The sequence below is a fragment of the Roseibium sp. 10G30-5 genome, from assembly GCF_055809635.1.
In genome coordinates, this window is the sequence record NZ_CM147918.1 from 349,610 (window position 1) to 372,184 (window position 22,575).

Genomic DNA, 22,575 nt, shown 5'->3' on the forward strand with positions numbered 1-22,575 from the left:
TTCAGTGAGGCAAACGTGAACGGACGCTTCATCACATTCGAGGGCGGCGAGGGGGCAGGCAAGACCACCCAGATCACACGTCTGAAAGGCCATCTGGAAGAGCTTGGACTTGGCGTAACAATGACGCGCGAACCCGGAGGCTCCCCCGGAGCCGAGAAGATCCGCAACATCATTCTGACCGGCGCTGCAAAAGACCCTGGGACCACGCGGCGAGGCCATGCTGTTTGCCGCGGCGCGGGCAGACCATGTCGATACGACAATTATTCCCGCGTTGGAGCGCGGCCATTGGGTTTTATGCGACCGGTTTTATGACAGCACCCGCGTCTATCAGGGAGAGGCTGGCGTGCCGGATGAATATCTGTCGCTGCTCGAGACGGCGGCCATCGCCGGAATGCGGCCCGATGTGACTGTTCTCATTGATGTGCCTGCCGAGATCGGCTTGTCTCGGGCTCATGATCGGGCCTCGTCACAAGCCGGGCAAGGGCCGGATCGCTTCGAACAGGAAGCACTGGAGGTGCATCAGCGCCGCCGCGACCTTTTTCTTATGCTGGCGCGACAGGAGCCGGAACGCTTTCTGGTCATCGACGGCACCCTTGACCCGGACAACGTTGATGCAAAAATCTGGCAAAGCCTGTCGGCTCGTTTCGCTCTCAGCGGTGCCGGTGCTCGAAAAGCCGAGTTTGATCCGCCGTCAGAGGGAGCACGCTAAGTGGCGAAAGCCCCTGAAATCATCGATACGCCGGAAATCGATGCCTTGCCTCAGCGTTCCCTTGCCGCGCGAGCGGACAAAGCTGATCGGGCACAGTGAGACAGAGCAAGCGCTGCTGGAGGCCTATCGCTCGCAGCGGCTTCACCATGCCTGGATCCTTGGCGGACCAAAGGGTATCGGCAAGGCAACTCTGGCCTATCGTTTCGCCCGATTCTGTGCTCACCCATTCCGATCGATTTTCCAACGACGTGCGTGCCGCACAGTCGCTTGACGTTGATCCCACCGGGATTGTTTTTCGACAGATCGCCAGAGGCGCCAACCCAAATCTGCTTCATTTGCGCCGACCGTGGGATGAGAAGGGCAAGCGCTTCAAGAGCGACCTTCCTGTCGATGAAATCCGCCGCACTGTGTCGTTCTTTGGCACCACAGCCTCTGCCAGCGCCTGGCGCATCTGCATTGTCGATGCTGCCGATGACATGAACGCCAGCTCGGCCAATGCCTTGTTGAAGGTGCTTGAGGAGCCGCCCAAGCGTTGCCTGTTTCTGGTTCTGTCGCACGCGCCGGGGCGTCTGTTGCCGACCATCCGTTCGCGCTGTCGGCGCATTGATCTGCGCCCCTTGACTGGTCATCAGATCGAAGATGGCTTGCGCGATCTTGTGCCTGACGACGTGCCGAGTGAACCGGAGCTGGGTGATCTCGTCCGCTTTGCCGATGGCAGCCTGCGCTCGGCGCTATCGCTTTTGTCTGGCGATGGTCTGGCTATCAATCGCGGCTTCACCAAGCTCGCCGAACAGGCACCGCAGATCGACATCAAGATGCTGCATGGACTGGCCGATCTTGTGAACACGCGAGGACAGGAAGACAACTGGCAGAGCTTTTTGCACATCACCCGGCAATGGCTGCATGAGCGCATGCACGCGGAGGAGACCAGCGATACCCGCCGCCTTGTCAGTTGGGCCGACATGTGGGAAAAGACCAATCGTGCAGCGGCCGATGTCGACGCACTCAATCTCGACAAGAAGCAGGTTGTTCTCGACGTGTTCCAGAACCTTTCAAAGGTCATGCGACAGCCGGTCTGACAGGCGCCAGACGCGGCAGCCCGGACCGGCCGAGCATTCCTCTATTTCATCCCGTTTCCATTCCTGCTTTTCAGCTTGAAAGCCGATCAAGACCGTCATGAGCGACAAACAGACCTATTACATCACCACTGCAATTTCCTATCCCAACGGGGCGCCGCACATTGGCCATGCCTATGAGGCGATTGCGACCGACACCATGGCACGGTTTCAGCGTCTTGATGGCAAGGACACCTATTTCCTGACCGGCACGGATGTGCATGGCCAGAAGATGCTGCAAACAGCGCAGAAGCTCGGCATTACCACTGCAGAACTGGCCGACCAGAATTCCGATCGGTTTCAAAACATGGTCGAGGCGCTTGGCTGCACAAATGATGATTTCATTCGCACCAGTCAGGAACGCCACCACAAGGCGAGCTAGGAGATCTGGCGGCGCATGGCCGCAAACGGCGATATCTACAAGGACAGCTATTCCGGTTGGTATTCCGTGCGCGACGAGGCTTACTATCAGGAAGGCGAAACGGAAGTGCGCGCCGACAATGTGCGCTACGGTCCACAGGGCACTCCGGTAGAATGGGTTGAAGAAGAAAGCTACTTCTTCAAGCTGTCGCAGTATCAGGACAAGCTGATGGCGCTCTATGAAGGCCAGCCAGATTTCATCGGTCCGAACGAGCGGCGCAATGAAGTGATGAGCTTCGTCAAGGGTGGGTTGCGTGACCTGTCGATTTCGCGCACCACATTCGATTGGGGTGTGCCGGTTCCGGGCGACGAAAAACACGTCATGTATGTTTGGGTCGACGCCCTGACAAACTATCTGACTGGCGTTGGTTTTCCTGATGAGACCAGCGACCTGTGGAAGTTCTGGCCGGCAGATGCGCATATCATCGGCAAGGATATTATCCGCTTTCATGCCGTCTATTGGCCCGCGTTCCTGATGTCGGCTGGCATTGCATTGCCCAAGCGCGTGTATGCACATGGCTTCTTGTTCAACAAGGGTGAGAAGATGTCGAAATCGCTCGGCAACGTCATCGACCCGTTGGAACTGATCGAAAAATATGGTCTGGATCAGACCCGCTATTTCTTCCTGCGTGAAGTTCCCTTTGGCAATGATGGCAATTACAGTCATGAAGCCATTGTCAATCGCATCAATGCCGACCTTGCCAATGATCTTGGCAATCTGGCGCAACGATCCTTGTCGATGATTGCCAAGAATTGCGAAAACCAGTTGCCAACGCCGGGCGACTTGTCTGAGGCGGATCAAGCCATTATCGGCAAGGCCGACGCCATGCTGGCGATCTGCCGCAAAGCCATGGCAACGCAGCAGATCCACCAGGCGCTGTCATGCATCTGGGACTGTGTCGGCGAGGCGAACCGGTATTTTGCCGCGCAAGAGCCTTGGGCGTTGAAGAAGACCGACCCGGCGCGCATGGCCACTGTGCTCTATGTGACGGCGGAAGTCATTCGTCAGATCGCCATTCTGGCTCAGTCTGTCACGCCGACGGCAGCCGCCAAACTGCTCGAAAATCTGAGTGTTGCGGAAGTTGATCGTGTCTTTGCGAAGCTGGGTGAGGCTGGCCAGCCTGGTGGCCGGTACAGCCATCGCCAAGCCGCAACCGGCCTTTCCGCGATATGTCGAAGCGGAAGCGGCTGGCGAATAGTCACTTTCGATCCTATATCCTCAGGACCGACCTGCCACACTGTTCCCCCGGAGCCTGACAAGACCCATGATTGTTGACAGCCACTGCCATCTTGATTTCCCCGATTTTGACGGAGAGCGCGACGAGCTCATCGAGCGTGCCCGTCAGGCTGGGGTCGATCTGATGGTCACCATCTGTACGCGGGTGCGCAAGTTCGGCCAGGTCCATGGCCGTCGCCAAGACCTATGAGAATGTCTTTTGCTCGGTCGGCACCCATCCGTTGAGCGCTGGAGAAGACGAAGAGCGCGGCATTCCTGCAGACGACATCATCGCGCTGACCCACGACCCCAAGGTTGTGGCTATCGGCGAGGCGGGGCTGGATTATTTCTATGACCGGTCGCCCCGCGATGCCCAACAGGAAGGTCTGCGCACCCATATCGAGGTGGCACGTCAAACGGGGCTGCCGCTGGTCATTCATTCGCGATCTGCCGACGAAGATATGGCTGAAATCCTCGAAGATGAGATGAAGAAAGGCGAATATCCCGCTTTGCTTCATTGCTTTTCGTCGGGTAGGAACCTGGCCCTCAAGGCCATTGATCTGGGGCTGTATGTGTCGTTTTCCGGAATCCTGACCTTCAAGAAATCGACGGAAATCCGGGATATTGCGCGAGAACTGCCAGCCGACAGACTGTTGGTCGAAACTGACGCGCCCTATCTGGCACCGCAGCCGCGCCGCGGCAAGCGCAATGAACCTGCCTATACCGCCATGACGGCGCAGGTTCTCGCGGAGACGCGCGACGTATCGCTGGAGGAGATTTCAGCTCAGACAACGGAGAACTTCTTCCGATTGTTTTCGAAGGTGCCAAAGTCTTTTCATAAAGACGCTTATTCCGGGAACAGTGCAGCGTCATGAGTGATCGTCTGAGCCTTCGCATCCTGGGTTGCGGATCGTCTGGTGGCGTGCCACGCGTTGGCAACGACTGGGGGCGTGTGATCCGAGTGATCCACGAAATCGCCGTCGCCGTTGTTCCATTCTGCTGCGCCGGGAGGGCGATGCAGGCGTGACAACGGTGCTGATCGATACCGGTTGCGATATGCGAGAGCAGCTTCTGGATGCGCAGGTTGAAGATCTGGATGCGGTTCTCTACACCCATGCCCATGCCGACCATCTACACGGGCTGGATGATCTGCGGATGATTTCCATCCGCAATCACAAGCGGATTCCTGTCTATATGGACAAGGCGACCCACGAACGGGCGCAACTTGCTTTCGGATATTGTTTCAACACACCAGAGGGCTCCAGTTATCCGCCAATCCTTGAGCGACGGGAAATCGTTGCGGGGCAGCGCTTTGTCATTGATGGAGCAGGGGGCCCGATTACCTTTGATCCGATTGAGGTGGTTCACGGCGACATCATGGCGCTGGCATTCCGCTTCAACGACATTGCCTACTTGCCGGATGTGTCAGAGATCCCGAACGATAAGGTGAATGCCTTCGAAGGGCTGGATGTCTGGATTCTGGATGCCTTGCGCCACCGCGAGCACCCAAGCCATTTCAATCTGCAGACAACGCTGGACTGGTTTGATCGTCTGTCGCCAAAGCTTGGTGTGCTGACGAACATGCATAATGATCTGGATTATCAGACCGTTGAAACGGCAACTCCGGACACAACCATCGCGGCTTTTGACGGGCTGACGCTGGAACGGTTAATCGACTGATCACCCGATCAACGGCGGCCATAGCCCGCCAGAAACAGATTGACGGCAGAGGTCACATGCGCCTCAATCTCGCTCGGATCCTGCTCGATCTCGCGCTTCAGCAAGGCGCGCCGCAGGATACCGGCCACACACAAGTCCATGAACTGGAACGCCGCGCGTTCCAAGTCGGGGCAGGCGAGCTCACCCTGATCAATATAATGCTGGAACACGTCCATCAGGCGTCTTGATCCAGCCTTTGGGCCTGCCTCATACAAAAGCGTTCCAAACTCTGGAAACTGCTCCGATGCGCCGATCACAACGCGCAACGTGGACAGTTTTTCGGGACGCAACATCAGGTTGACGTACGACTTGCCAAGCGTGGTCAGTGTTTCACGCAAGTCACCATATTCAACCAGCCCACACAAGAGAGTGCTTTCACCCTGGCCTTTGCGTTGCTGAAAGATCAGCGCTTCAAACAGGTCTTTCTTGTTGTTGAAATAGACGTAGAGCGTGCCCTTGGAAACGCCTGCCTGCTTGGCAACCATATCCATGGATGTGCCATCATAACCAGAGGCAAGAAAAGCCTGCTTGGCGCCAGACAAGATCTGGTTGCGTTTTGCGTTTTCTGCGCCCGTTTCAGACGTCCCGGCCTGATCCCTGGAGGAGGCCGCCGTCTCTTCTTCGGCTTTCTTCTTCATCGCCAGCTTTCTTAGCTTCCAGATCCGGTTTATCCGGGGTGGCCTACGTCTGATCTGTTTGAGCATGGTTCTTGTTGCTCAAAAAGCATCTTGGCGCAGAAAAACAAATAGCCCCCGATAAAAAGACCTTTCGTGACTTGCCCCAGCCTCGCGCTTGCCTATATAGACCGCTGACCGAACCGTTTAGTCAATGCTCATTTCGAGATCAGGTTCCATTTTAATTCCAGATTCAAAGCAAGGGTACGACGCCTTGAGCAGTGAGAATGAAACCTCGAGCGCCCCATCCGCCACTCCGGAGCCAGCCAAGAAGAAACCCAACCGAGCGCGGCGAGTGATGATCGTGATCGTGCTGGTGGCACTGGTTGCTGGTGGGTACGAAGGCTATCGCTATTGGACACATGGGCGCTTCATCGAGAGCACCGATGATGCCTATGTCTCGACAGACATCACCACTGTCCTGTCTAAAGTCTCCGGTTATGTGGCCAGCGTCGAGAAGAACGACAATGAGGCTGTCAAGCAGGGTGACGTGTTAGCGAAGATCGAGCCGGGCGACTACAAGCTGGCCTTGCAGCAAGCGCAGGACAAGCTTGTATCCGAGAAGGCGACGGTTGACCGTATCGGCGACCAGGTGACGGCACAACGCACAGCCGTGACAGAGGCTGAAGCCAGCCTGCGCGAAAGCCAGGCAGCCCTTGAAGATGCAAAGTTGACCTTCAACCGACAGGACAGTCTTGTGAAGCGTCAGGTCTCCAGCAAGGCGCAGTTTGATACGGCCCGCACCTCAAAACTGCGTGCGGAAGCCATGGTCGACAAGGCAAAAGCCTCTGTTGCGTCTGCCAAGGCTCAGGTTGCCGTTCTTCAAGGCGAGAAAAAGGAAGCCGAAAGCGCAGTGCAGGCGGCCAACACCAGCATCGAGAAGGCGCAGCGCGACCTGAAGTTCACGGTTATCCGAGCACCTGTCGATGGCTTTTTCGGCAATCGTGCCGTTCAAGTCGGTAGTTTTTTGCAGGGCGGCAGTCGCATCGGCTCAATCGTGCCTTTGAAGACGGCACGTATTGACGCCAACTTCAAGGAAACGCAGCTCGACCAGATGAAGGTCGGTGCCCATGTAAAAATCACGGTCGATGCTTATCCCGAACAGGACCTCAACGGTCGCGTCGTCAGCATTTCACCTGCGACAGGGTCGGTGTTCAGCATGCTTCCGGCTCAGAACGCGACCGGCAATTTCACCAAGGTAGTGCAACGCGTTCCCGTGCGCATCAAAGTCGACGAGCGTGACGCTGCAACCCATCCCTTGCGTGCAGGTATGTCGGTGGTCGTCAACGTTGACATTCGCACAGGCAATACGAAGGCCGGCGTTACGAATACGGCTGAAAACGCTGGTGAGACAGACACGGCAACCAACTGAGCAAACCGGTCCAGGCGGATAATTGGAAAAAGGGTGGGCGGCTTCAGCCTTCTTCGGGGCTGCCCATCCGTCCCCTTTCAAGAGGTGGGCAGGCATCTGACAGGGTCGATGTCGCCTTGGTCTTTCTCAAACCTGATGGAAATCACATGGCGGCACCGAAAGCTGCAAACCAGAGTGCGAACCAACTGGACGGACGCCGACTGTTTGCCTTCATGTGCATGGTCTTCGGCATGTTCATGGCCATTCTGGATATTCAGATTGTGTCGGCATCCCTGACACAGATCCAGGCGGGCTTGAGTGCGTCTGCCGATGACATCGCATGGGTTCAGACGGCTTATCTGATCGCTGAGGTCATCATGATTCCGCTGTCAGGTTATCTGTCGCGGATGCTGTCGACCAAGTGGATGTTCACCTTTTCGGCCGCGGGTTTCACCCTGATGAGCCTGATGTGCGCCAGCTCCAACAGCCTTGAGGAAATGATCGTCTGGCGCGCCTTGCAGGGGTTCATCGGCGGCGGCATGATTCCGACCGTTTTTGCCTCTGCCTTCATCATTTTTCCGCGTGAAAAACAAAGTCTCGTGTCGCCGCTGATTGGCCTTGTCGCCACGCTGGCTCCCACCATCGGACCAACGCTTGGCGGCTATCTGACCGAATGGGGCTCCTGGCACTGGCTTTTCATCATCAACGTTGTTCCGGGTATTTTCGTCACCATCACGTCGGTGTTGTTCATTGACTTCGATGAGCCGGACTGGTCGCTGCTGAACCGCTTTGACTGGACAGGCTTCATCGCGATGGCAACCTTCCTTGGTTCAATGGAATTTGTACTTGAAGAAGGCAACAAGGATGATTGGTTCAACAGCGAAAAGATCTTGATCTTCGCTATTCTCATGATCGTCGGGGCGCTGATCTTTTTCTGGCGCGCGCTGACGGCCAAGGATCCTGTCGTTGATCTCAAAGCCTTCTCCAATCGAAATTTCTCAACCGGGTGCGTGTTCAGTTTCACCGTCGGCATTGGGCTGTACGGATTGACCTATCTCTACCCGTTGTTTCTGGCCAACATCCGCGGTTATACCTCGCTTCAGGTCGGAGAGACGATGTTCGTATCCGGCGCCGCCATGTTCCTGACAGCGCCGATTGCCGGTCGCATGATGAACCTGCTGGATCCACGCGTGATGATGGGCATTGGTCTGGGCGGTTTCGCCATCAGCACCTACATGATCACCGGCATTACGCATGAGTGGGATTTCTGGGAGTTGTTCGTGCCACAAATCTTCCGTGGCTGCTCGCTGATGATCTGCATGGTGCCCATCAACAACATCGCGCTTGGGGCGTTGCCGCCACATATGATCAAGAATGCCAGCGGCTTGTTCAATCTGACACGAAACCTTGGCGGTGCGGTCGGTCTGGCGCTGATCGGCACGATCATGACCAGTCGCGAGGATTTTCACTATTCGCGCATTGCCAGCACCGTGAACATGTCACGAGATGCAGTGCGTGAAGGAATGCAGACGATGACGCAGGCATTTGCCTCTATGGGCCGCATGGCCGATATGGCGGCCTTGAGCCAGATCACCAATATGGTGCACCGGGAATCCTATGTGATGGCATTTGCAGACATCTTCTTCATTTTGACGTGCCTGTTCGTTGTGCTTACTGTGGTGCTCTTCTTCGTTGAAAAACCACGCGCTCCGGCGGGAGGAGGAGGGGGCACTGACGCCCCCACCTCGCCTGTGATTTACGTCCTCGTGACGGATCCGGAACACCGAATGCAAGCTTGAGACGACCCGGACACTATGGCCGACAGCACTCGACCGCCGACCAGACAGCGAACCTATAAATTACCGACGCCTGAACGCCTGATGCGACAGGCGCTTTACTATCTGGAGCGCTACTCGTCATCTTCCGGCAACCTGCATCAGGTTCTGACGCGCAAGGTTATGCGGGCGGCGCAATTTCACCAAAAAGACCCGTCCGAGTTTTCCGACCTGATCGACGAAACGGTCGCCAAGTGCATCGAAACAGGTCTGGTCAATGACCGTGCTTATGCCGAAAGCAAGGTTGCGGGCCAACGTCGCCGCGGGCGTTCAAAACGCTTCATCGAGGCCAAGCTCAAGTCCAAGGGGCTGACGGGCGAACAGATTGACCAGGCCTTTGAGCACGACGAGGTCAGCGACGCTGATGCGGCCTTGCGGGCCGCCAAGCGCCGGCGCATCGGCCCTTGGCGCACACGTGGCAACCGTGAGGACATGCGTGACAAGGACACGGCCGCCTTGTGCCGTGCCGGGTTTTCTTTCGACGTCGCCCGCAAGACTATCGACATGATTATCAGCGATGAGGATCTGGATTTTATCGGTTAGCAGTGTCGAATGGACGAGCCGGTTCGCCTGATGAAAGCCGTTTCACCAGCTTCGGGCGAACCGCGCCACCAATGTCGATGCCGGATCATCTTGCTCGAGATCAGTGACGGAGGCCGTCAGGGTCAGTGATTTGCCGAGCTTCTGCGTCGCATGGAGGTTGGCCTCCCAACTGTCGGCGTCCTGTGTGCGGATGAAGTCCGCACCCAGTTCCGTGCCCGTTGCTGCGATTTTCAGGGTCAGTGTCTTGCGGGTCGACCAGCTTGTCTGGTCCGGGTCAAACGCTGTTGAACCGACAGAATAAAAATCCTCAAATCCCAGATGGACGTGGTCAATATCGAGGCCGCGATCCCAAGTCATCTGAACGCTGCTGTAATCGCTTTGCGGATCATAGGTCAAATTGACGTTGGCGACCTTGGGGCCAAAGTGCCAAAGATCCGTCAGTGCAAGCGTGGTCCATAAGATGCCGGTTGGCCGGTAGGAGCGATCGGCATCCGTCGCGTCCGCCCCATTGATGGAGGCTGGAAGATTGAAATCCGAACCGAAACTGAGTGAAAACGGGGCGGCAATCTTGGCGCCAAGTTTGGCAAAATACGCCTTTGTACTGGGCTGAGTGAATTGCCAAACGAGAAATTTTGGCTCCGCAGAAGCACTCGCAGATGTGCAAAGCGCGCCCATTGCGGACACCACCAGTGTTGTTATGGTCAAACAGACCGACTGTCTTGAACGCTTGGCCACTCCGGGACCAACCATTTGAGCTCGACGCATGTGCGGGGACCTCGAATTGTCGCCAGAGCGTTATAGATACCAAATAAAGTTAATGGAGTGTATAATGAGGACTGCGTAGACCTTTCCAAGACAGCTGAATTCCCACCAGGATCATTGATTGAAAGATCAAAACGTCACCTCAAGTCACTGAGATATTACTTGAAATCCAGTGCGTCATTTTATTTTCTCCACAACGGAACTTTTTGCGATTTGCAATGCAATTCACGTCGGTATGGGCATTGCATCGCAGCAATCCTGCCGCAAATCCAGCATACTGAATCAAACAGGTCTGCATTTCCCAAATCACTTACACAAGACGGTATGAGACCATCGGCCCGTCGTGAGATCATTGCTCCCATGCGGAGCGCATCCAGAAAGGATGGCAGGCGGATAGCACAAGACGTATGAGGCTTGACGGCCTCTTTGATCCTTATCTGGTTGCCAGATGGCTTCATCGTTGGTCCCGAATGATATTCGCAATCATCTGGCAGACGCCGCGCAATAAGATCAGATCAATCTGATCTACCTGAAGCTGCATAGGCCTGAAGCGGCGCAGTTGTGGCAGCAGGCATCCCATACTTATGTCCATCTGTGATCGGCACTGACTGTTTAAGCCACCAATTGCAACTCATTTTAGGATAATCAATAAAGTTCCATAATCTACATTATGCGTATTGACGATGTAAGCGCCGTGCTAAAATGTCTCACATATGCAATTCAAAACTGTCACGCTTCCCGCGTTCTTTAAATAGTCGGGGGTTGAGGCATGGGATGGGTATTGATGAGCGAGCGTGATTTGAAGCGGGTCGAGATCCTGAGCACAGGTCGAAGATGGGCATCTCAGCGTCACGACGGCGGCCAATCTGATGAACATGTCCAGGCGGCATGTCTATCGGCTTCTTGTCTGGCTAATCTAAATATCGTTTCAAAGCTAAAGCCGAAGGGGTGCTTCACACCCGCCCCCTTTCGGGCTTTGCAACCCTGACCCAGCCGGTCGGATCGGGGACTGATCATTGGGCCTTGGGGCGGCTGTTGCGTTTACATTAGAAGTTACAAATCGGCGTTGGCTTTGGCCTATAAATGACGGCACGAACTAACCCCTTTGAGCTTCCCTGTCCGGCAAAGGCCGTTGCACGCATCGGACAGCGTCTTGGCATGAGACCCGAGAGCAACAGACCATTGGCATCTATTGACGCCTGTTGGCTTGAACATTAAGTCAGATGACAAGCAACACCTGATGCGGATCACATCAGAATCCCACAGCCGTTTTCGCCAAAGCCTTCACGGCCAAACGAACCGCTTCACTTCCACCCATGTGACACGCCAAGGACTGCCAGATATGGTGACAGCCCAGCCAACCGCTCTTTTCGCCAATGCATTGCGGTCCGACAACTTCCTGCTTGATACGGACAGCTACAAATACAGCCATCCGGCGCAATACCCGGTTGGCACACAGCGTGTCTTTGCCTATATCGAGCCACGTGCCGCAGAAGCACCGCTGACAGACGTGCTTTTCTTCGGTCTTCAGATGGAACTGGCAAAGCTTGCCGGTGCCGTTGTTACCCGCGATATGCTGGAGGAAGCAAAACCTCTCATACAGAGACATGGGCTGACATTATATGACGACATGTTCCGTCATATTATTGAGGTTCATGGCGGACGCTTGCCGCTGCGCATAGATGCGCTTCCTGAAGGCACAAGAACGCCAGTGTCCGTGCCACAGGTTCGCATTGTCAACACAGACGATAAATGTTGGGCCTTGCCGGGATTACTGGAAGCACGGTTATTGCGCGCCGTCTGGTATCCCTCAACGGTGGCGTCTGTGTCCAACCACATCGTCGGCGAAATTCGCAAACGGCTTCTGGTCACAGATGGCACAACCGCAGGTGCCGATTTCAAGTTACATGACTTTGGTGCACGCGGTGCGAGCAGTCATGAAAGCGCTGGCCGTGGCGGCGCCGCTCATCTCCTCAACAGTCTCGGCACAGATACGGTGCCAGCGCTTCTTTATGCCCGCAACTATTACGGTGCAGATGTGGCGGCCTATTCCATTCCCGCGACTGAACACAGCACGGTGACGGCCTATGGACGTGCGGGTGAACTGGACTTCATGCGCGCCTTTCTGAAGGGCAATCCTACTGGAATTATTGCTTGTGTATCAGATAGTTATGATCTGATGAAGGCGGTTCGAGAGTTTTGGGGCGACGCCTTGCGTAAGGATATTCTGGCGCGCGATGGCACATTGGTGGTGCGGCCCGACAGTGGCAACCCCTGCCAGATTGTGCCGGATGTGATTGATGCCTTGATCGAGCGGTTCGGCTCTTCAACCACCCCGTCGGGGTACCGTTTGTTGCCCGATCAGGTGCGCGTTATCCAAGGCGATGGTATCGACCGCTTCTCGATCACCAAGGTGATGGATGCCATGATGAAACGCGGTCAGGCTATCGGCAACATCGCCTTTGGCATGGGAGCCGGTCTCTTGCAGAAAGTTGACCGCGACACGTTCAGCTATTCGATGAAAACCTCGGCCATCCAGGTCAATGGGACGTGGCGTGATGTCTACAAGGATCCAGCAACAGGACACGCGAAAAAGTCGAAGAAAGGCCGCATGGGTGTTGTTCAAGACAACCTTTCGGGGATTGGCGTTCTGCCCATGACTGACATCCCGGATGGCCAGGATCTGATGCAAACCGTGTTTCTCAACGGCGAGATCACCCGGCTGCAAGGCTTTGAAGAGATCCGGGCGCGCGTCGGCATGATCGGCGCCTAAGGCCAGGTTCAGGTTTCCTCGCCCGGATCGGTCTGGGTGATCAGGCGCGAACTCTTGTGGCCCCAAAGATAGGAAAATAACCAGCTCCATGCCACGGCGACCCGCGAGCGATTGCCGATAAGAAAATAGATGTGGGCGATGCCCCACACCCACCAGGCCAGCGTACCTTTCAGACGGATCTTGCCGAAATCAGCCACGGCAGCACGCCGACCGATGGTCGCCAGATTGCCCTGGTTCTTATATCGGAAGCCCTCGCCCCATGGCCTGCCGCTGAATTTTGCATGCAACCGCTTGGCGAGATAAGCGCCTTGTTGTTTTGCAGCCGGAGCGACACCGGGCACGGGTTTGCCATCATCTTGCTTGACGGAGGCCGTGTCGCCAATGACATAGATGTGCTCATCGTCATGCAAGCGCAAGTCAGCCCGAACGGCAACGCGCCCGGCACGGTCGGCGTCCACATCCAGCCACTTGGCCGCCGGTGACGCTGCAACACCCGCCCCCCATAGAATGGTCTTGCAAGCGATCAGACGTTCGCCAACGGTCACGCCCTCAGGACCACAATCCGTCACCGCCTCACCCGTCATCACCGTCACGCCGAGTGACGCCAGCGCTCGCTCCGCATATTGCGACAAATCGTCGGGAAAGGCAGACAGAACCTTGGGCCCCGCCTCGATGAGGTAGACGCGCGCATCCCGCGTATCGATATTTCGAAACTCACCCCGCAACGTCTTGTAGGCAAGTTCGGCGATGATCCCGGCCAACTCCACACCCGTTGGGCCAGCGCCAATCACGGCAAACGTCAATAAGGCCTGCCTGCGGCGTGGATCTTCCTCCAGTTCGGCTTTTTCAAAGGCCCTCAGAATGCGTCGACGGATGCGGGTGGCATCCTCCAATGTCTTGAGACCCGGCGCAAACGGCTCCCAATCATCGTGGCCAAAGTAGGCATGGGTCGCACCGGTGGCAATGACAAGCGTGTCGTAATTCACCGTCTGACCGCTTTGCAGGGAAACGGTTTGCGCGTGTCGGTCTACGCCTGTGACACTGGCCATCAGCGTTGTGACATCGTCGCGTTTTTCGAACAGATGACGAATGGGCTAAGGCAATTTCCGAGGTCGGCAAAATGGATGTGGCGACCTGATACAGGAGCGGCTGAAACAGATGATGATTTCGCTTGTCGATCAGGGTGATATGCACGTCTGAATGTTTGAGATCATGCGCTAGTTGCAGCCCTCCGAAGCCTGCGCCGATGATGACGAGGTGCCGTTTGTCCGCAACTGCGGGCGTATCGTGGGTCATGTCTGTCCCTCTCCTGCCTTATATCCAACGTCCAGATATCTTGAAAACCACTCCTCTCCCATCTCGTTCCGATACTATGGGGCAGCCGTCACCAGAATGTAAAGCAACGCACGCGCCTGCAAGGGCTCAGCAAGACACCCCATCAAGCTGCGTAGGTGATATTGCCATCACAGATCGTCAGCACCACATTAAGGCTGCCGATCGCCTCAGGTGGCGCAGCTTCGATATCACCGTCAAGCATCACGACATCCGCCAGATAGCCAGGCTTGAGCATACCTTTGCGATCTTCCATGAACTCGGCATAAGCGCCGCCAAGCGTATAGGCCGAAAGCGTCTGCATGAGGCTGAGACGCTGGTCGGGCAATCCCTCGCGCCACGGCTGACGTGTCATGGCATGTTCAATGCAGTCCAGGGGATCAATGCCCGTCACGGGCCAGTCGGTGCCATAGACTACCTTGGCCCCGGCCTCATGCAGCATCCCGGTGGCAAAGGCATAAGGCCAGCGAGCTTCGCCAATCTGCGTCAGATACGGCTCTTGCGGAAAGGTCTTGCTGCCTGGCGACATGCGTTGGCTGCATGGACGCCATGACCCCAAGCGTGCCGAAGCGTGGAATATCGTCCGGGTGAACCACTTCAATATGCTCGACGCGGTGGCGACTGTCGCGTTCACCATTGGCCTTGCGCGCGGCTTCATAGCCATCCAGCACTTCGCGGACCGCGCCATCGCCAATTGCATGGACCGCGATCTGCAGACCCAGACGATCGGCTTCCGTTGCGATGGCATTGAAGACGTCCGGTGAAAACAACAAGTCGCCGTTCTGGTCGGGAGCATCGCCGTATCCGCCAACAAAGTTGGCCGTGCCGGTTTCGCATACCCCATCGGCAAACATCTTGACGAAATCGCAGCGCAGTCGGTCTGAATTGAATGCCTCGCGCCACTGCGCAGCCTTCTCTTCCAGATCGCTGATCGGCATGAAATTCTTCATATGATAGGGCACACGAGCGCGCAAAGGCAGCCCGCCGCTGTCTTCAATGTCCTGCAGGATCTTCAGTTGATAGAGATTGCCATCCATATTCTGGAACGAGGTGATCCCCATGGAGGCGCAATAGTTCAGCCCTTTGCGGATCAGATCGACATCGCCTGCCCGCGCCTGTGCGCTGACATTTTCCGGGTCAGAGCCAAACGCCATGCCATAGCGTTCGCGCCCGCCACTGATGCCAAGCCGCTGTACCGGTCCCATGGCCTCGTTTTCACGCAACTCTCCAGTTGCCAGACCATCAGCCCCCATGACGATTTCATTGCCGATGGTGAGGTTACGGCCGTGCAGAATGCCAGCCGCTTCAAGCGCCTTGGTGTTGGCCCAGGCTGTGTGATAGTCGGGTGCCACCATCAGGAACGGCCGATCCGGGAGGATCGCATCAAGATGATGCCGTGTTACCGCCTCGCCCTCAAGGATGGAGTAATCTGCCCCCTGCCCGACGACCAGCGGCAAATCAGGGTGCGCCGCAGCATACGTGCGAATGAGACTGCCAAGACGCTCCAAGCCGACGACATTATGCAGAGCAAGTTGCGTCAGCGCCAGAGATCCTGTGAAAATATGCATATGCGATTCGTTGAAGCCGGGCAGCACCGTCGCCCCTTGCGCATCGAAGAGTGTGGTTTCAGCCTCCGCGAGGGCCAGAATTTCGGCATCCGTATCCCCAAGCGCCTGAATACGATTGCCTGACAGAGCAAGCGCGCGCGCAGTTGGGCGGCTCTCGTCCATCGTTAGAATGCGCGCATTGTGAATGATCAGGTTGGCTGGGTGCGACATGACAACTCCGCAAAGTCAAAAGCGAAACAAAACAGGCTCTTGTCTTGGCATTGCGTCACACAAAAGTCCATGCGGAGATCAGTCCATCGGGCCACCGCGTCCGCGCATTTTCTTGATCGCGCCACGCTTTTTTTGGTCTCCAGCCGGCGTTTTTTGGAGCCAAGCGTCGGGCGTGTTGCTTTCCGCGCCTTGGGGCGCTCGCAGGCTTTGTCCAGCAGATCAACAAGGCGTTGTAACGCGTCCTCCCGATTGCGCTCGCGTGTGCGAAATCTGTCGGCCTGAATGATGATCTCGCCACCGCGCGTCAATCGGCTGCCTGCCAGAGTGCGCGCACGGTTCTTGACGTCACCGGGCAAGGTTGAGTTGCCCCCCATGTCGAAGCGCAATTGAACGGCCGTCGACACCTTGTTGACGTTCTGGCCGCCTGGACCGGACGCACGGATGAAATCTTCGCGCAGATCGTCGCTGGAGATGAAGATGCCATTGCGCACCTGAATACGGCGGGAGACCGGTGCCTCCTTGTCGCGCTCCAGCACCGGCTTTGAATCAACTTCGCGGGTCATGAAACTCCTGATATCTGTAGGTCTGATGTCGCAGTCTCGTTCTGCGCCTCCGCCTCCTTGTCAGCCTCAGGCTTTGCCATAACTTGCGGGGCCGCGTCCAGTGAGGGCGTATTCAGACCGACGCCCGACAGGATCAACTGACAGATTGTCTCTTCTGCGCCCTGGCGGAAACTCTGCGACCGCAAGGTCTTTCCTGTCACCGCCTTCACCTGTGGCTCGAAATCAGCATAATGCTGCGTCATCGCCCATATGGAAAAGATCAGATGCACCGGGTCGATCGGCGCAATCTGACCGCGCTCGATCCATGTGCGTATGACCTTTGCCTTGTCCTCGACCAGTTGCCTCAGATCCTTTTTCAGCAAGGCAGAAGCATGGGGCGCACCGTGGATCACCTCGCTGGCAAAAAGGCGTGACGCTTCAGGTTCTTCCGTCGAAAGCCTCAGCTTTTCCTTTATATATCCAACAAGTTCTGAGCGTGGATCGGATTCGTCGCTCATGCGGCGCAAGGGCGCCAGCCATTCATCCAGAATATGTGAGACGACCGCCTCATAGAGCACGGGTTTGCTGGCAAAATAATACAGCATGTTAGACTTTGACATGCCGCAGCTCTTGGCAATCATGTCGAGGGTGCTGCCCGCATAGCCTTGCGCGGAAAACACCTTGAGCGCTGCCTTGATGATTTTTGCGCGGTTCTTGGCTCTGGATTCGACTGACCGTCGAGGTTTCGTCGTCCATTGTGTGTGTCCGCCTCCCGAGGCTAGCGCAAAGTGTTGGTTTCCCGGCAACAATGCCAAGCCCCCGGCGAACTGCAATGACAATTTGTGCTACAAAATTCATCATGCCGATGGAATTATCATCTTGACCAGCCGGTCAAGTATTCATACCGTCAAAAGATCGAATTGCCCGGTTTTACCAGTGCACCCAAGGCCTTCCCCTTGTCTCTACTCCAGTGACCAAAAGGAAAGTCATGAGCGCGCCTGTAACCGTGGGTAAAACGGGCCGAACGAGTGGATTGTGCAAGGCAGAAACACCCGTTCGTATAAAGGCAACCAGAGGCGCTGCCGGCTGCACAAGACGTCCAAAGGCGCAGGCAACCGGCAGCAGAGAACAGCAGGGCGACAAACCGGTGTTTGCGCGCAGGGAAGGGCTGGATTTTTCCGTCCGCACGCGACACGCTGTCCCGAAGAGAAAAACGCAATACGGCACGGCTTGAATCCCGTGACCGAAGGAGGAATCATGTCTGCTCTCGAAGATATGCCTGTCCAAAAAAAGGTCTCTCGCAACGACCTTGAAGCATTCTGGATGCCCTACACGGCCAACCGTCAGTTCAAGGATGCTCCGCGCATGCTGGTCGGGGCAAAAGACATGCATTATGTGACCAGCGATGGCCGCCAAATTCTGGATGGCACCGCTGGTCTGTGGTGCTGCAACGCCGGACACAGCCGCCCGAAAGTGGTTGAAGCAATCCAGAAGCAGGTGGTTGAGCTGGACTATGCGCCGGCGTTCCAGATGGGCCACCCCAAGGCTTTTGAACTGGCCAACCGGCTGGTCGACATGATGCCTGACCCGCTAAATCATGTCTTTTTTACCAATTCCGGATCAGAAAGCGTTGATACGGCTCTGAAGATCGCCCTCGCCTATCAACGCGCCATCGGCCAAGGTGGGCGCACCCGGCTGATCGGACGCGAGCGCGGCTATCACGGCACTGGCTTCGGCGGCGTGTCGGTGGGCGGCATCGTTTCCAACCGCAAGGCCTTCGGTACGCTGTTGACCGGCGTTGACCACATGCGTGACACGCATGATCTGGAGCGCAATGCCTTCACCCGCGGTCTGCCTGAAAACGGCGTCGAATACGCCGAGGACCTGATCCGAATCATCAAGCTGCATGATGCCTCGACCATCGCCGCAGTGATCGTCGAGCCGGTCGCAGGCTCAACGGGCGTGCTGATGCCGCCGAAGGGCTATCTGAAACGGTTGCGCGAAATCTGCGATCAAAATGGCATTCTGCTGATCTTCGACGAGGTCATTACCGGCTTTGGTCGTCTCGGCACGCCCTTTGCGACCCAGTATTTTGACGTCATGCCTGATCTGGTGACCACCGCCAAGGGGATCACCTCCGGCACCATTCCGATGGGGGCGGTCTATTGTGCTTCGAAGATTTATGAGGCCTTCATGACCGGGCCGGAACACATGATCGAGCTGTTCCATGGCTACACCTATTCGGGCCATCCAATTGCCTGCGCCGCCGCCTTGGCGACCCTCGACACATATGACGAGGAAGGCCTGCTGACCCGGGCCGCCGACCTTGCCGACTATTGGGAAGATGCCGTTCATTCCCTGAAGGACTGTCCGCACGTCATCGACATTCGCAATCTCGGATTGATTGGTGCCATCGAGCTGGAGCCCATTGAAGGGGCGCCAACGAAGCGGGCTTTCCAGACCTTTCTTGATGCTTTTGAGAAAGGTCTGCTGATCCGCACCACCGGCGACATCATTGCGCTGTCGCCGCCCCTGATCATTTCGAAAGCCGAAATCGACGAGCTTTTTGACACCTTGCGCGGTGTGCTGATGGCGCTGGACTGATAGCGCTGTAAGGCACGCCTTGCGATTGACCACTTAAGGAGACGGAACATGGCAGCACCGGGAGAGAACCTGCGGATCAACGCAGATCGCCTGTGGGACAGCCTGATGGACATGGCGAAGATCGGCCCCGGGGTTGCTGGTGGCAACAATCGCCAGACGTTGACGGATGAAGATGCCCAGGGCCGCAAGCTGTTCCAATCCTGGTGTGAAGATGCGGGCATGAGCATGGGGGTCGACAAGATGGGCACCATGTTCATGACCCGTCCGGGAACGGATCCCGATGCCCTGCCCGTCTACGTTGGCTCGCATCTGGATACCCAGCCCACCGGCGGCAAGTATGACGGTGTGCTGGGTGTGCTGGGTGCACTTGAGGCCGCGCGCACGATGAATGACCTCGGCATCAAGACGAAGCACCCGATTGTCGTCACCAATTGGGCCAATGAAGAAGGCGCTCGCTTTGCGCCCGCAATGCTGGCCTCCGGTGTTTTTGCCGGACAGCACAGCCTTGAGTATGCCTACGCTCGCAAGGATCAGGACGGCCTGACCTATGGCGACGAATTGCAGCGCATCGGTTGGATGGGGGATGAAGACGTTGGCGCGCGCAAGATGCACGCCTATTACGAGTTGCACATCGAGCAAGGGCCAATTCTGGAAGCGGAAAACAAGGATATTGGCGTCGTGACCCACTGCCAGGGTCTTTGGTGGCTTGAGTTCACGCTCACCGGCAAGGAAGCTCACACAGGGTCGACGCCGATGCCTTTGCGGGTCAACGCCGGTTTGGCAATGGCGCGCATTCTGGAGATGGTCCAGACCGTCACCATGGCCAATCAGCCGGATCTGGTCGGCGGCGTCGGGCAAATGAAATTTACCCCCAACTCGCGCAATGTGCTGCCCGGTCAGGTGATCTTCACCGTCGATATGCGCACCCCTGACCAGTCCAAGCTGGACCATGTCCGTGCCGAGATCGAGGCGCAGGCCGAGACCATCTGTAACGAGCTGGGCGTCACATGTTCCATCGAAGCGGTTGGCCATTTCGACCCTGTGACCTTCGATGCAGAGCTTGTTGGCCACGTGCGTGCTGCTGCCGAACAGCCTGGGCTACAGCCACATGAACATCGTCTCAGGCGCTGGTCATGATGCCTGCTGGGCTGCCAAGGTCGGTCCCGCCACCATGGTCATGTGCCCTTGTGTTGACGGTTTGTCGCACAATGAAGCCGAAGAGATCTCCAGGGATTGGGCCAGCGCCGGCACTGACGTTCTCTTCCACGCGGTTCTGGAAAGCGCGGAGATCGTCTCCTGATAAACGCGCAGAGGCACACCGATCTTGGATCAGTGCTGCACATGTCCGGGATGATAACGGAGAGACCCAGAGTCCAGCCATCCCGAAGCGGAAAGCAAACAGGGAATCTGATCCGATGAACAAAAGGCTTTTGAGGACCAGGCTCAGGTAACTGCATGGGTCTACATCATTATATGAGCCCCTACGTTGGCGTCACCTCTGAAGTCGTGATTTCTGACGCATCGTCTATCGGGTCGGAATGCCACTTATGCGAGGCGATAGCACCGTTCACAAGGACGCGTCATCCCGGACGCAGGCCACGCCGGAGATCCGGGGTCGGTGAGCCATAGATAGTTTGGACATGGGCCGTGAGAACTCCGACATCAAATGACATAACGGCCCAAGGCCGACCAGAGACAAGCAAAGGGGAACAACGATGGCAACAACAGTGATCAAGGGCGGAACGATTGTTACCGCTGACCTGACCTATGACGCTGACGTAAAGATCGACGGCGGCAAGATTGTCGAGATCGGGCCAAACCTTGTCGGAGACACCACGCTGGACGCCAGCGGCTGCTATGTCATGCCGGGTGGCATTGACCCGCACACTCATCTGGAAATGCCTTTCATGGGCACCTATTCGGCCGACAATTTCGAAAGCGGCACCCGTGCGGCCCTTGCGGGCGGCACTACAATGGTCGTCGACTTTGCCCTGCCCAATCCCGGTCAATCGCTCCTGGAAGCAATCAGCATGTGGGACAACAAGTCCACGCTGGCGCATTGCGATTATTCCTTTCACATGGCGATCACCTGGTGGGGCGAGCAGGTTTTCAACGAGATGGAAACCGTGGTCAAGGAAAAGGGCATCAACACCTTCAAGCACTTCATGGCGTACAAGGGAGCATTGATGGTGCAGGACGACGAGATGTATGCCTCGTTCCAGCGCTGCGCCGAACTTGGGGCCATGCCGCTGGTGCATGCCGAAAACGGCGATGTCGTGGCCGATCTCTCGGCAAAGCTGCTCGCAGACGGCAACAACGGACCCGAGGCGCATGCCTATTCCAGACCCCCGCAAGTGGAAGGGGAAGCCACCAACCGCGCCATCATGATTGCGGATATGGCGGGTGTTCCGCTCTATGTCGTGCACACGTCCTGCGAACAGAGCCACGAGGCCATCCGCCGCGCCCGCCAGAACGGCCAGCGCGTCTACGGCGAGCCGCTGATCCAGCATCTGACACTGGACGAGAGCGAATATCAGAATGCCGATTGGGACCACGCTGCACGCCGGGTCATGTCGCCACCGTTCCGCGACAAGAAGCATCAGGACAGTCTCTGGGCAGGTCTTGCGTCTGGCTCGCTGCAAGTCGTCGCCACCGACCATTGCGCCTTCACCACGGACCAGAAGCGCACAGGCCTTGGCGACTTCACCAAGATCCCGAACGGCACCGGCGGCGTCGAGGACAGGCTGCCGATGTTGTGGACCTATGGCGTTGGAACCGGTCGCCTGACACCGAATGAATTCGTTGCTGTCACCTCGACAAACATTGCAAAAATCCTCAATGTTTATCCTAAGAAGGGCGCGATTCTTGTGGGAGCCGATGCCGATCTGGTGGTGCTGGATCCCAATAAGGAAAAGACAATCTCGGCGGATACGCAACAATCCGCTATCGATTACAACGTGTTTGAGGGCAAAACCGTCAAAGGGTTGCCGCGCTTCACGCTGACCCGCGGCCGCGTTGCTTTTGAGGATGGCGAAATCAAGCCGCAGCAGGGCTATGGAGAATTCGTCCGGCGCGACGCTTTCCCGGCGCCCGCCAAGGCACTATCGACCTGGAAGGAATTGACGAGTCCGCGCAAGGTCGAACGTACGGGCATTCCGGTCAGTGGCGTTTGAGCCAAGGCCTCAAGCATAAAGAACGGAAG

Annotated in this window: 13 protein-coding genes and 6 pseudogenes; 12 read left to right on the top strand and 7 right to left on the bottom strand. The window is 56.8% G+C overall.

Translation table 11 applies throughout. From position 1 onward, the window contains the following. Positions 1–15 precede the first annotated feature (15 nt). From tmk to AC0L7U_RS01845, 5 genes and pseudogenes are all read left to right on the top strand, one after another. Positions 16–709, top strand: a pseudogene (tmk, locus tag AC0L7U_RS01825) (dTMP kinase). Positions 710–855: 146 nt separating this feature from the next. Beyond that, entirely contained in the window at positions 856–1,788 is a 933-nt protein-coding gene (locus tag AC0L7U_RS01830) for a DNA polymerase III subunit delta' (protein WP_473693353.1), read from the top strand. Positions 1,789–1,885: 97 nt separating this feature from the next. Then, positions 1,886–3,443 (top strand): annotated as a pseudogene (gene metG / locus AC0L7U_RS01835) (methionine--tRNA ligase). A 66-nt stretch (positions 3,444–3,509) separates the two neighbouring features. Further along, a pseudogene (locus AC0L7U_RS01840) lies at positions 3,510–4,335 on the top strand (TatD family hydrolase). Then, positions 4,332–5,140 (top strand): annotated as a pseudogene (locus AC0L7U_RS01845) (MBL fold metallo-hydrolase). Before AC0L7U_RS01840 ends, AC0L7U_RS01845 begins: the two co-directional pseudogenes overlap by 4 nt. Before the next feature lie 8 nt (positions 5,141–5,148). On the opposite strand, the gene AC0L7U_RS01850 reads toward AC0L7U_RS01845, so the two are convergent. Beyond that, positions 5,149–5,817 (bottom strand): TetR/AcrR family transcriptional regulator, encoded by a 669-nt coding sequence (locus tag AC0L7U_RS01850; protein ID WP_473693355.1) that lies wholly within the window; start codon positions 5,815–5,817, stop codon positions 5,149–5,151. A gap of 250 nt (positions 5,818–6,067) precedes the next feature. Here AC0L7U_RS01850 and AC0L7U_RS01855 point away from each other — a divergent pair, with 250 nt between their 5' ends. The 3 genes from AC0L7U_RS01855 to AC0L7U_RS01865 all read left to right on the top strand — a co-directional run bounded on the left by AC0L7U_RS01855 (position 6,068) and on the right by AC0L7U_RS01865 (position 9,582). Continuing rightward, entirely contained in the window at positions 6,068–7,225 is a 1,158-nt protein-coding gene (locus AC0L7U_RS01855; protein WP_473693357.1) for an HlyD family secretion protein, read from the top strand. 146 nt (positions 7,226–7,371) lie between these two features. Beyond that, entirely contained in the window at positions 7,372–9,003 is a 1,632-nt protein-coding gene (locus AC0L7U_RS01860) for a DHA2 family efflux MFS transporter permease subunit (RefSeq protein ID WP_473693359.1), read from the top strand. 15 nt (positions 9,004–9,018) lie between these two features. After that, a complete protein-coding gene (locus AC0L7U_RS01865; RefSeq protein ID WP_473693361.1) occupies positions 9,019–9,582 on the top strand; it encodes a regulatory protein RecX in 564 nt (187 codons plus the stop codon). 42 nt (positions 9,583–9,624) lie between these two features. Here AC0L7U_RS01865 and AC0L7U_RS01870 read toward each other — a convergent pair whose 3' ends face one another. Next, entirely contained in the window at positions 9,625–10,347 is a 723-nt protein-coding gene (locus AC0L7U_RS01870) for a hypothetical protein (protein ID WP_473693363.1), read from the bottom strand. A 1,339-nt stretch (positions 10,348–11,686) separates the two neighbouring features. On the opposite strand from AC0L7U_RS01870, the gene AC0L7U_RS01875 reads away from it, so the two are divergent. Next, positions 11,687–13,117, top strand: a complete 1,431-nt coding sequence (locus tag AC0L7U_RS01875) for a nicotinate phosphoribosyltransferase (RefSeq protein ID WP_473693365.1) — start codon at positions 11,687–11,689, stop codon at positions 13,115–13,117. Positions 13,118–13,125: 8 nt separating this feature from the next. On the opposite strand, the pseudogene AC0L7U_RS01880 reads toward AC0L7U_RS01875, so the two are convergent. The 5 genes and pseudogenes from AC0L7U_RS01880 to AC0L7U_RS01900 all read right to left on the bottom strand — a co-directional run bounded on the left by AC0L7U_RS01880 (position 13,126) and on the right by AC0L7U_RS01900 (position 17,449). Then, a pseudogene (locus tag AC0L7U_RS01880) lies at positions 13,126–14,413 on the bottom strand (NAD(P)/FAD-dependent oxidoreductase). 142 nt (positions 14,414–14,555) lie between these two features. Next, entirely contained in the window at positions 14,556–14,978 is a 423-nt protein-coding gene (locus tag AC0L7U_RS01885) for an amidohydrolase family protein (protein ID WP_473693367.1), read from the bottom strand. After that, entirely contained in the window at positions 14,881–16,227 is a 1,347-nt protein-coding gene (locus AC0L7U_RS01890) for an amidohydrolase (RefSeq protein ID WP_473693369.1), read from the bottom strand. Before AC0L7U_RS01890 ends, AC0L7U_RS01885 begins: the two co-directional genes overlap by 98 nt. Next, a complete protein-coding gene (gene arfB / locus AC0L7U_RS01895; protein ID WP_473693371.1) occupies positions 16,206–16,790 on the bottom strand; it encodes an alternative ribosome rescue aminoacyl-tRNA hydrolase ArfB in 585 nt (194 codons plus the stop codon). The genes AC0L7U_RS01890 and arfB overlap by 22 nt, the downstream gene beginning before the upstream one ends. Then, positions 16,787–17,449: a TetR family transcriptional regulator C-terminal domain-containing protein gene (locus AC0L7U_RS01900; protein WP_473693373.1), complete on the bottom strand. Its 663-nt coding sequence runs from the start codon at positions 17,447–17,449 to the stop codon at positions 16,787–16,789. The genes arfB and AC0L7U_RS01900 overlap by 4 nt, the downstream gene beginning before the upstream one ends. Positions 17,450–18,044: 595 nt before the next feature. Between AC0L7U_RS01900 and aptA the strand changes: the two genes are divergently transcribed. From aptA to hydA, 3 genes and pseudogenes are all read left to right on the top strand, one after another. Then, complete coding sequence (gene aptA / locus AC0L7U_RS01905) at positions 18,045–19,373, top strand: omega-aminotransferase AptA (protein ID WP_473695618.1); 1,329 nt, start codon at positions 18,045–18,047, stop codon at positions 19,371–19,373. Between the two features lie 48 nt (positions 19,374–19,421). Continuing rightward, positions 19,422–20,673, top strand: a pseudogene (locus AC0L7U_RS01910) (Zn-dependent hydrolase). A gap of 415 nt (positions 20,674–21,088) precedes the next feature. After that, positions 21,089–22,546, top strand: coding sequence for a dihydropyrimidinase (gene hydA / locus AC0L7U_RS01915; protein ID WP_473693375.1), 1,458 nt, complete (start codon positions 21,089–21,091; stop codon positions 22,544–22,546). The last annotated feature ends 29 nt before the right edge of the window (positions 22,547–22,575 follow it).

Excerpts from the sequence above, each read along its gene's own strand:
- AC0L7U_RS01830 (WP_473693353.1), top strand. The coding sequence starts at position 856 with ATGCCTGGATCCTTGGCGGACCAAAGGGTATCGGCAAGGCAACTCTGG.
- AC0L7U_RS01850 (WP_473693355.1), bottom strand. The coding sequence starts at position 5,817 with ATGAAGAAGAAAGCCGAAGAAGAGACGGCGGCCTCCTCCAGGGATCAG.
- AC0L7U_RS01860 (WP_473693359.1), top strand. The coding sequence starts at position 7,372 with ATGGCGGCACCGAAAGCTGCAAACCAGAGTGCGAACCAACTGGACGGA.
- AC0L7U_RS01865 (WP_473693361.1), top strand. The coding sequence starts at position 9,019 with ATGGCCGACAGCACTCGACCGCCGACCAGACAGCGAACCTATAAATTA.
- AC0L7U_RS01870 (WP_473693363.1), bottom strand. The coding sequence starts at position 10,347 with ATGCGTCGAGCTCAAATGGTTGGTCCCGGAGTGGCCAAGCGTTCAAGA.
- AC0L7U_RS01875 (WP_473693365.1), top strand. The coding sequence starts at position 11,687 with ATGGTGACAGCCCAGCCAACCGCTCTTTTCGCCAATGCATTGCGGTCC.
- AC0L7U_RS01885 (WP_473693367.1), bottom strand. The coding sequence starts at position 14,978 with ATGTCGCCAGGCAGCAAGACCTTTCCGCAAGAGCCGTATCTGACGCAG.
- AC0L7U_RS01890 (WP_473693369.1), bottom strand. The coding sequence starts at position 16,227 with ATGTCGCACCCAGCCAACCTGATCATTCACAATGCGCGCATTCTAACG.
- arfB (WP_473693371.1), bottom strand. The coding sequence starts at position 16,790 with ATGACCCGCGAAGTTGATTCAAAGCCGGTGCTGGAGCGCGACAAGGAG.
- aptA (WP_473695618.1), top strand. The coding sequence starts at position 18,045 with ATGCCTGTCCAAAAAAAGGTCTCTCGCAACGACCTTGAAGCATTCTGG.
- hydA (WP_473693375.1), top strand. The coding sequence starts at position 21,089 with ATGGCAACAACAGTGATCAAGGGCGGAACGATTGTTACCGCTGACCTG.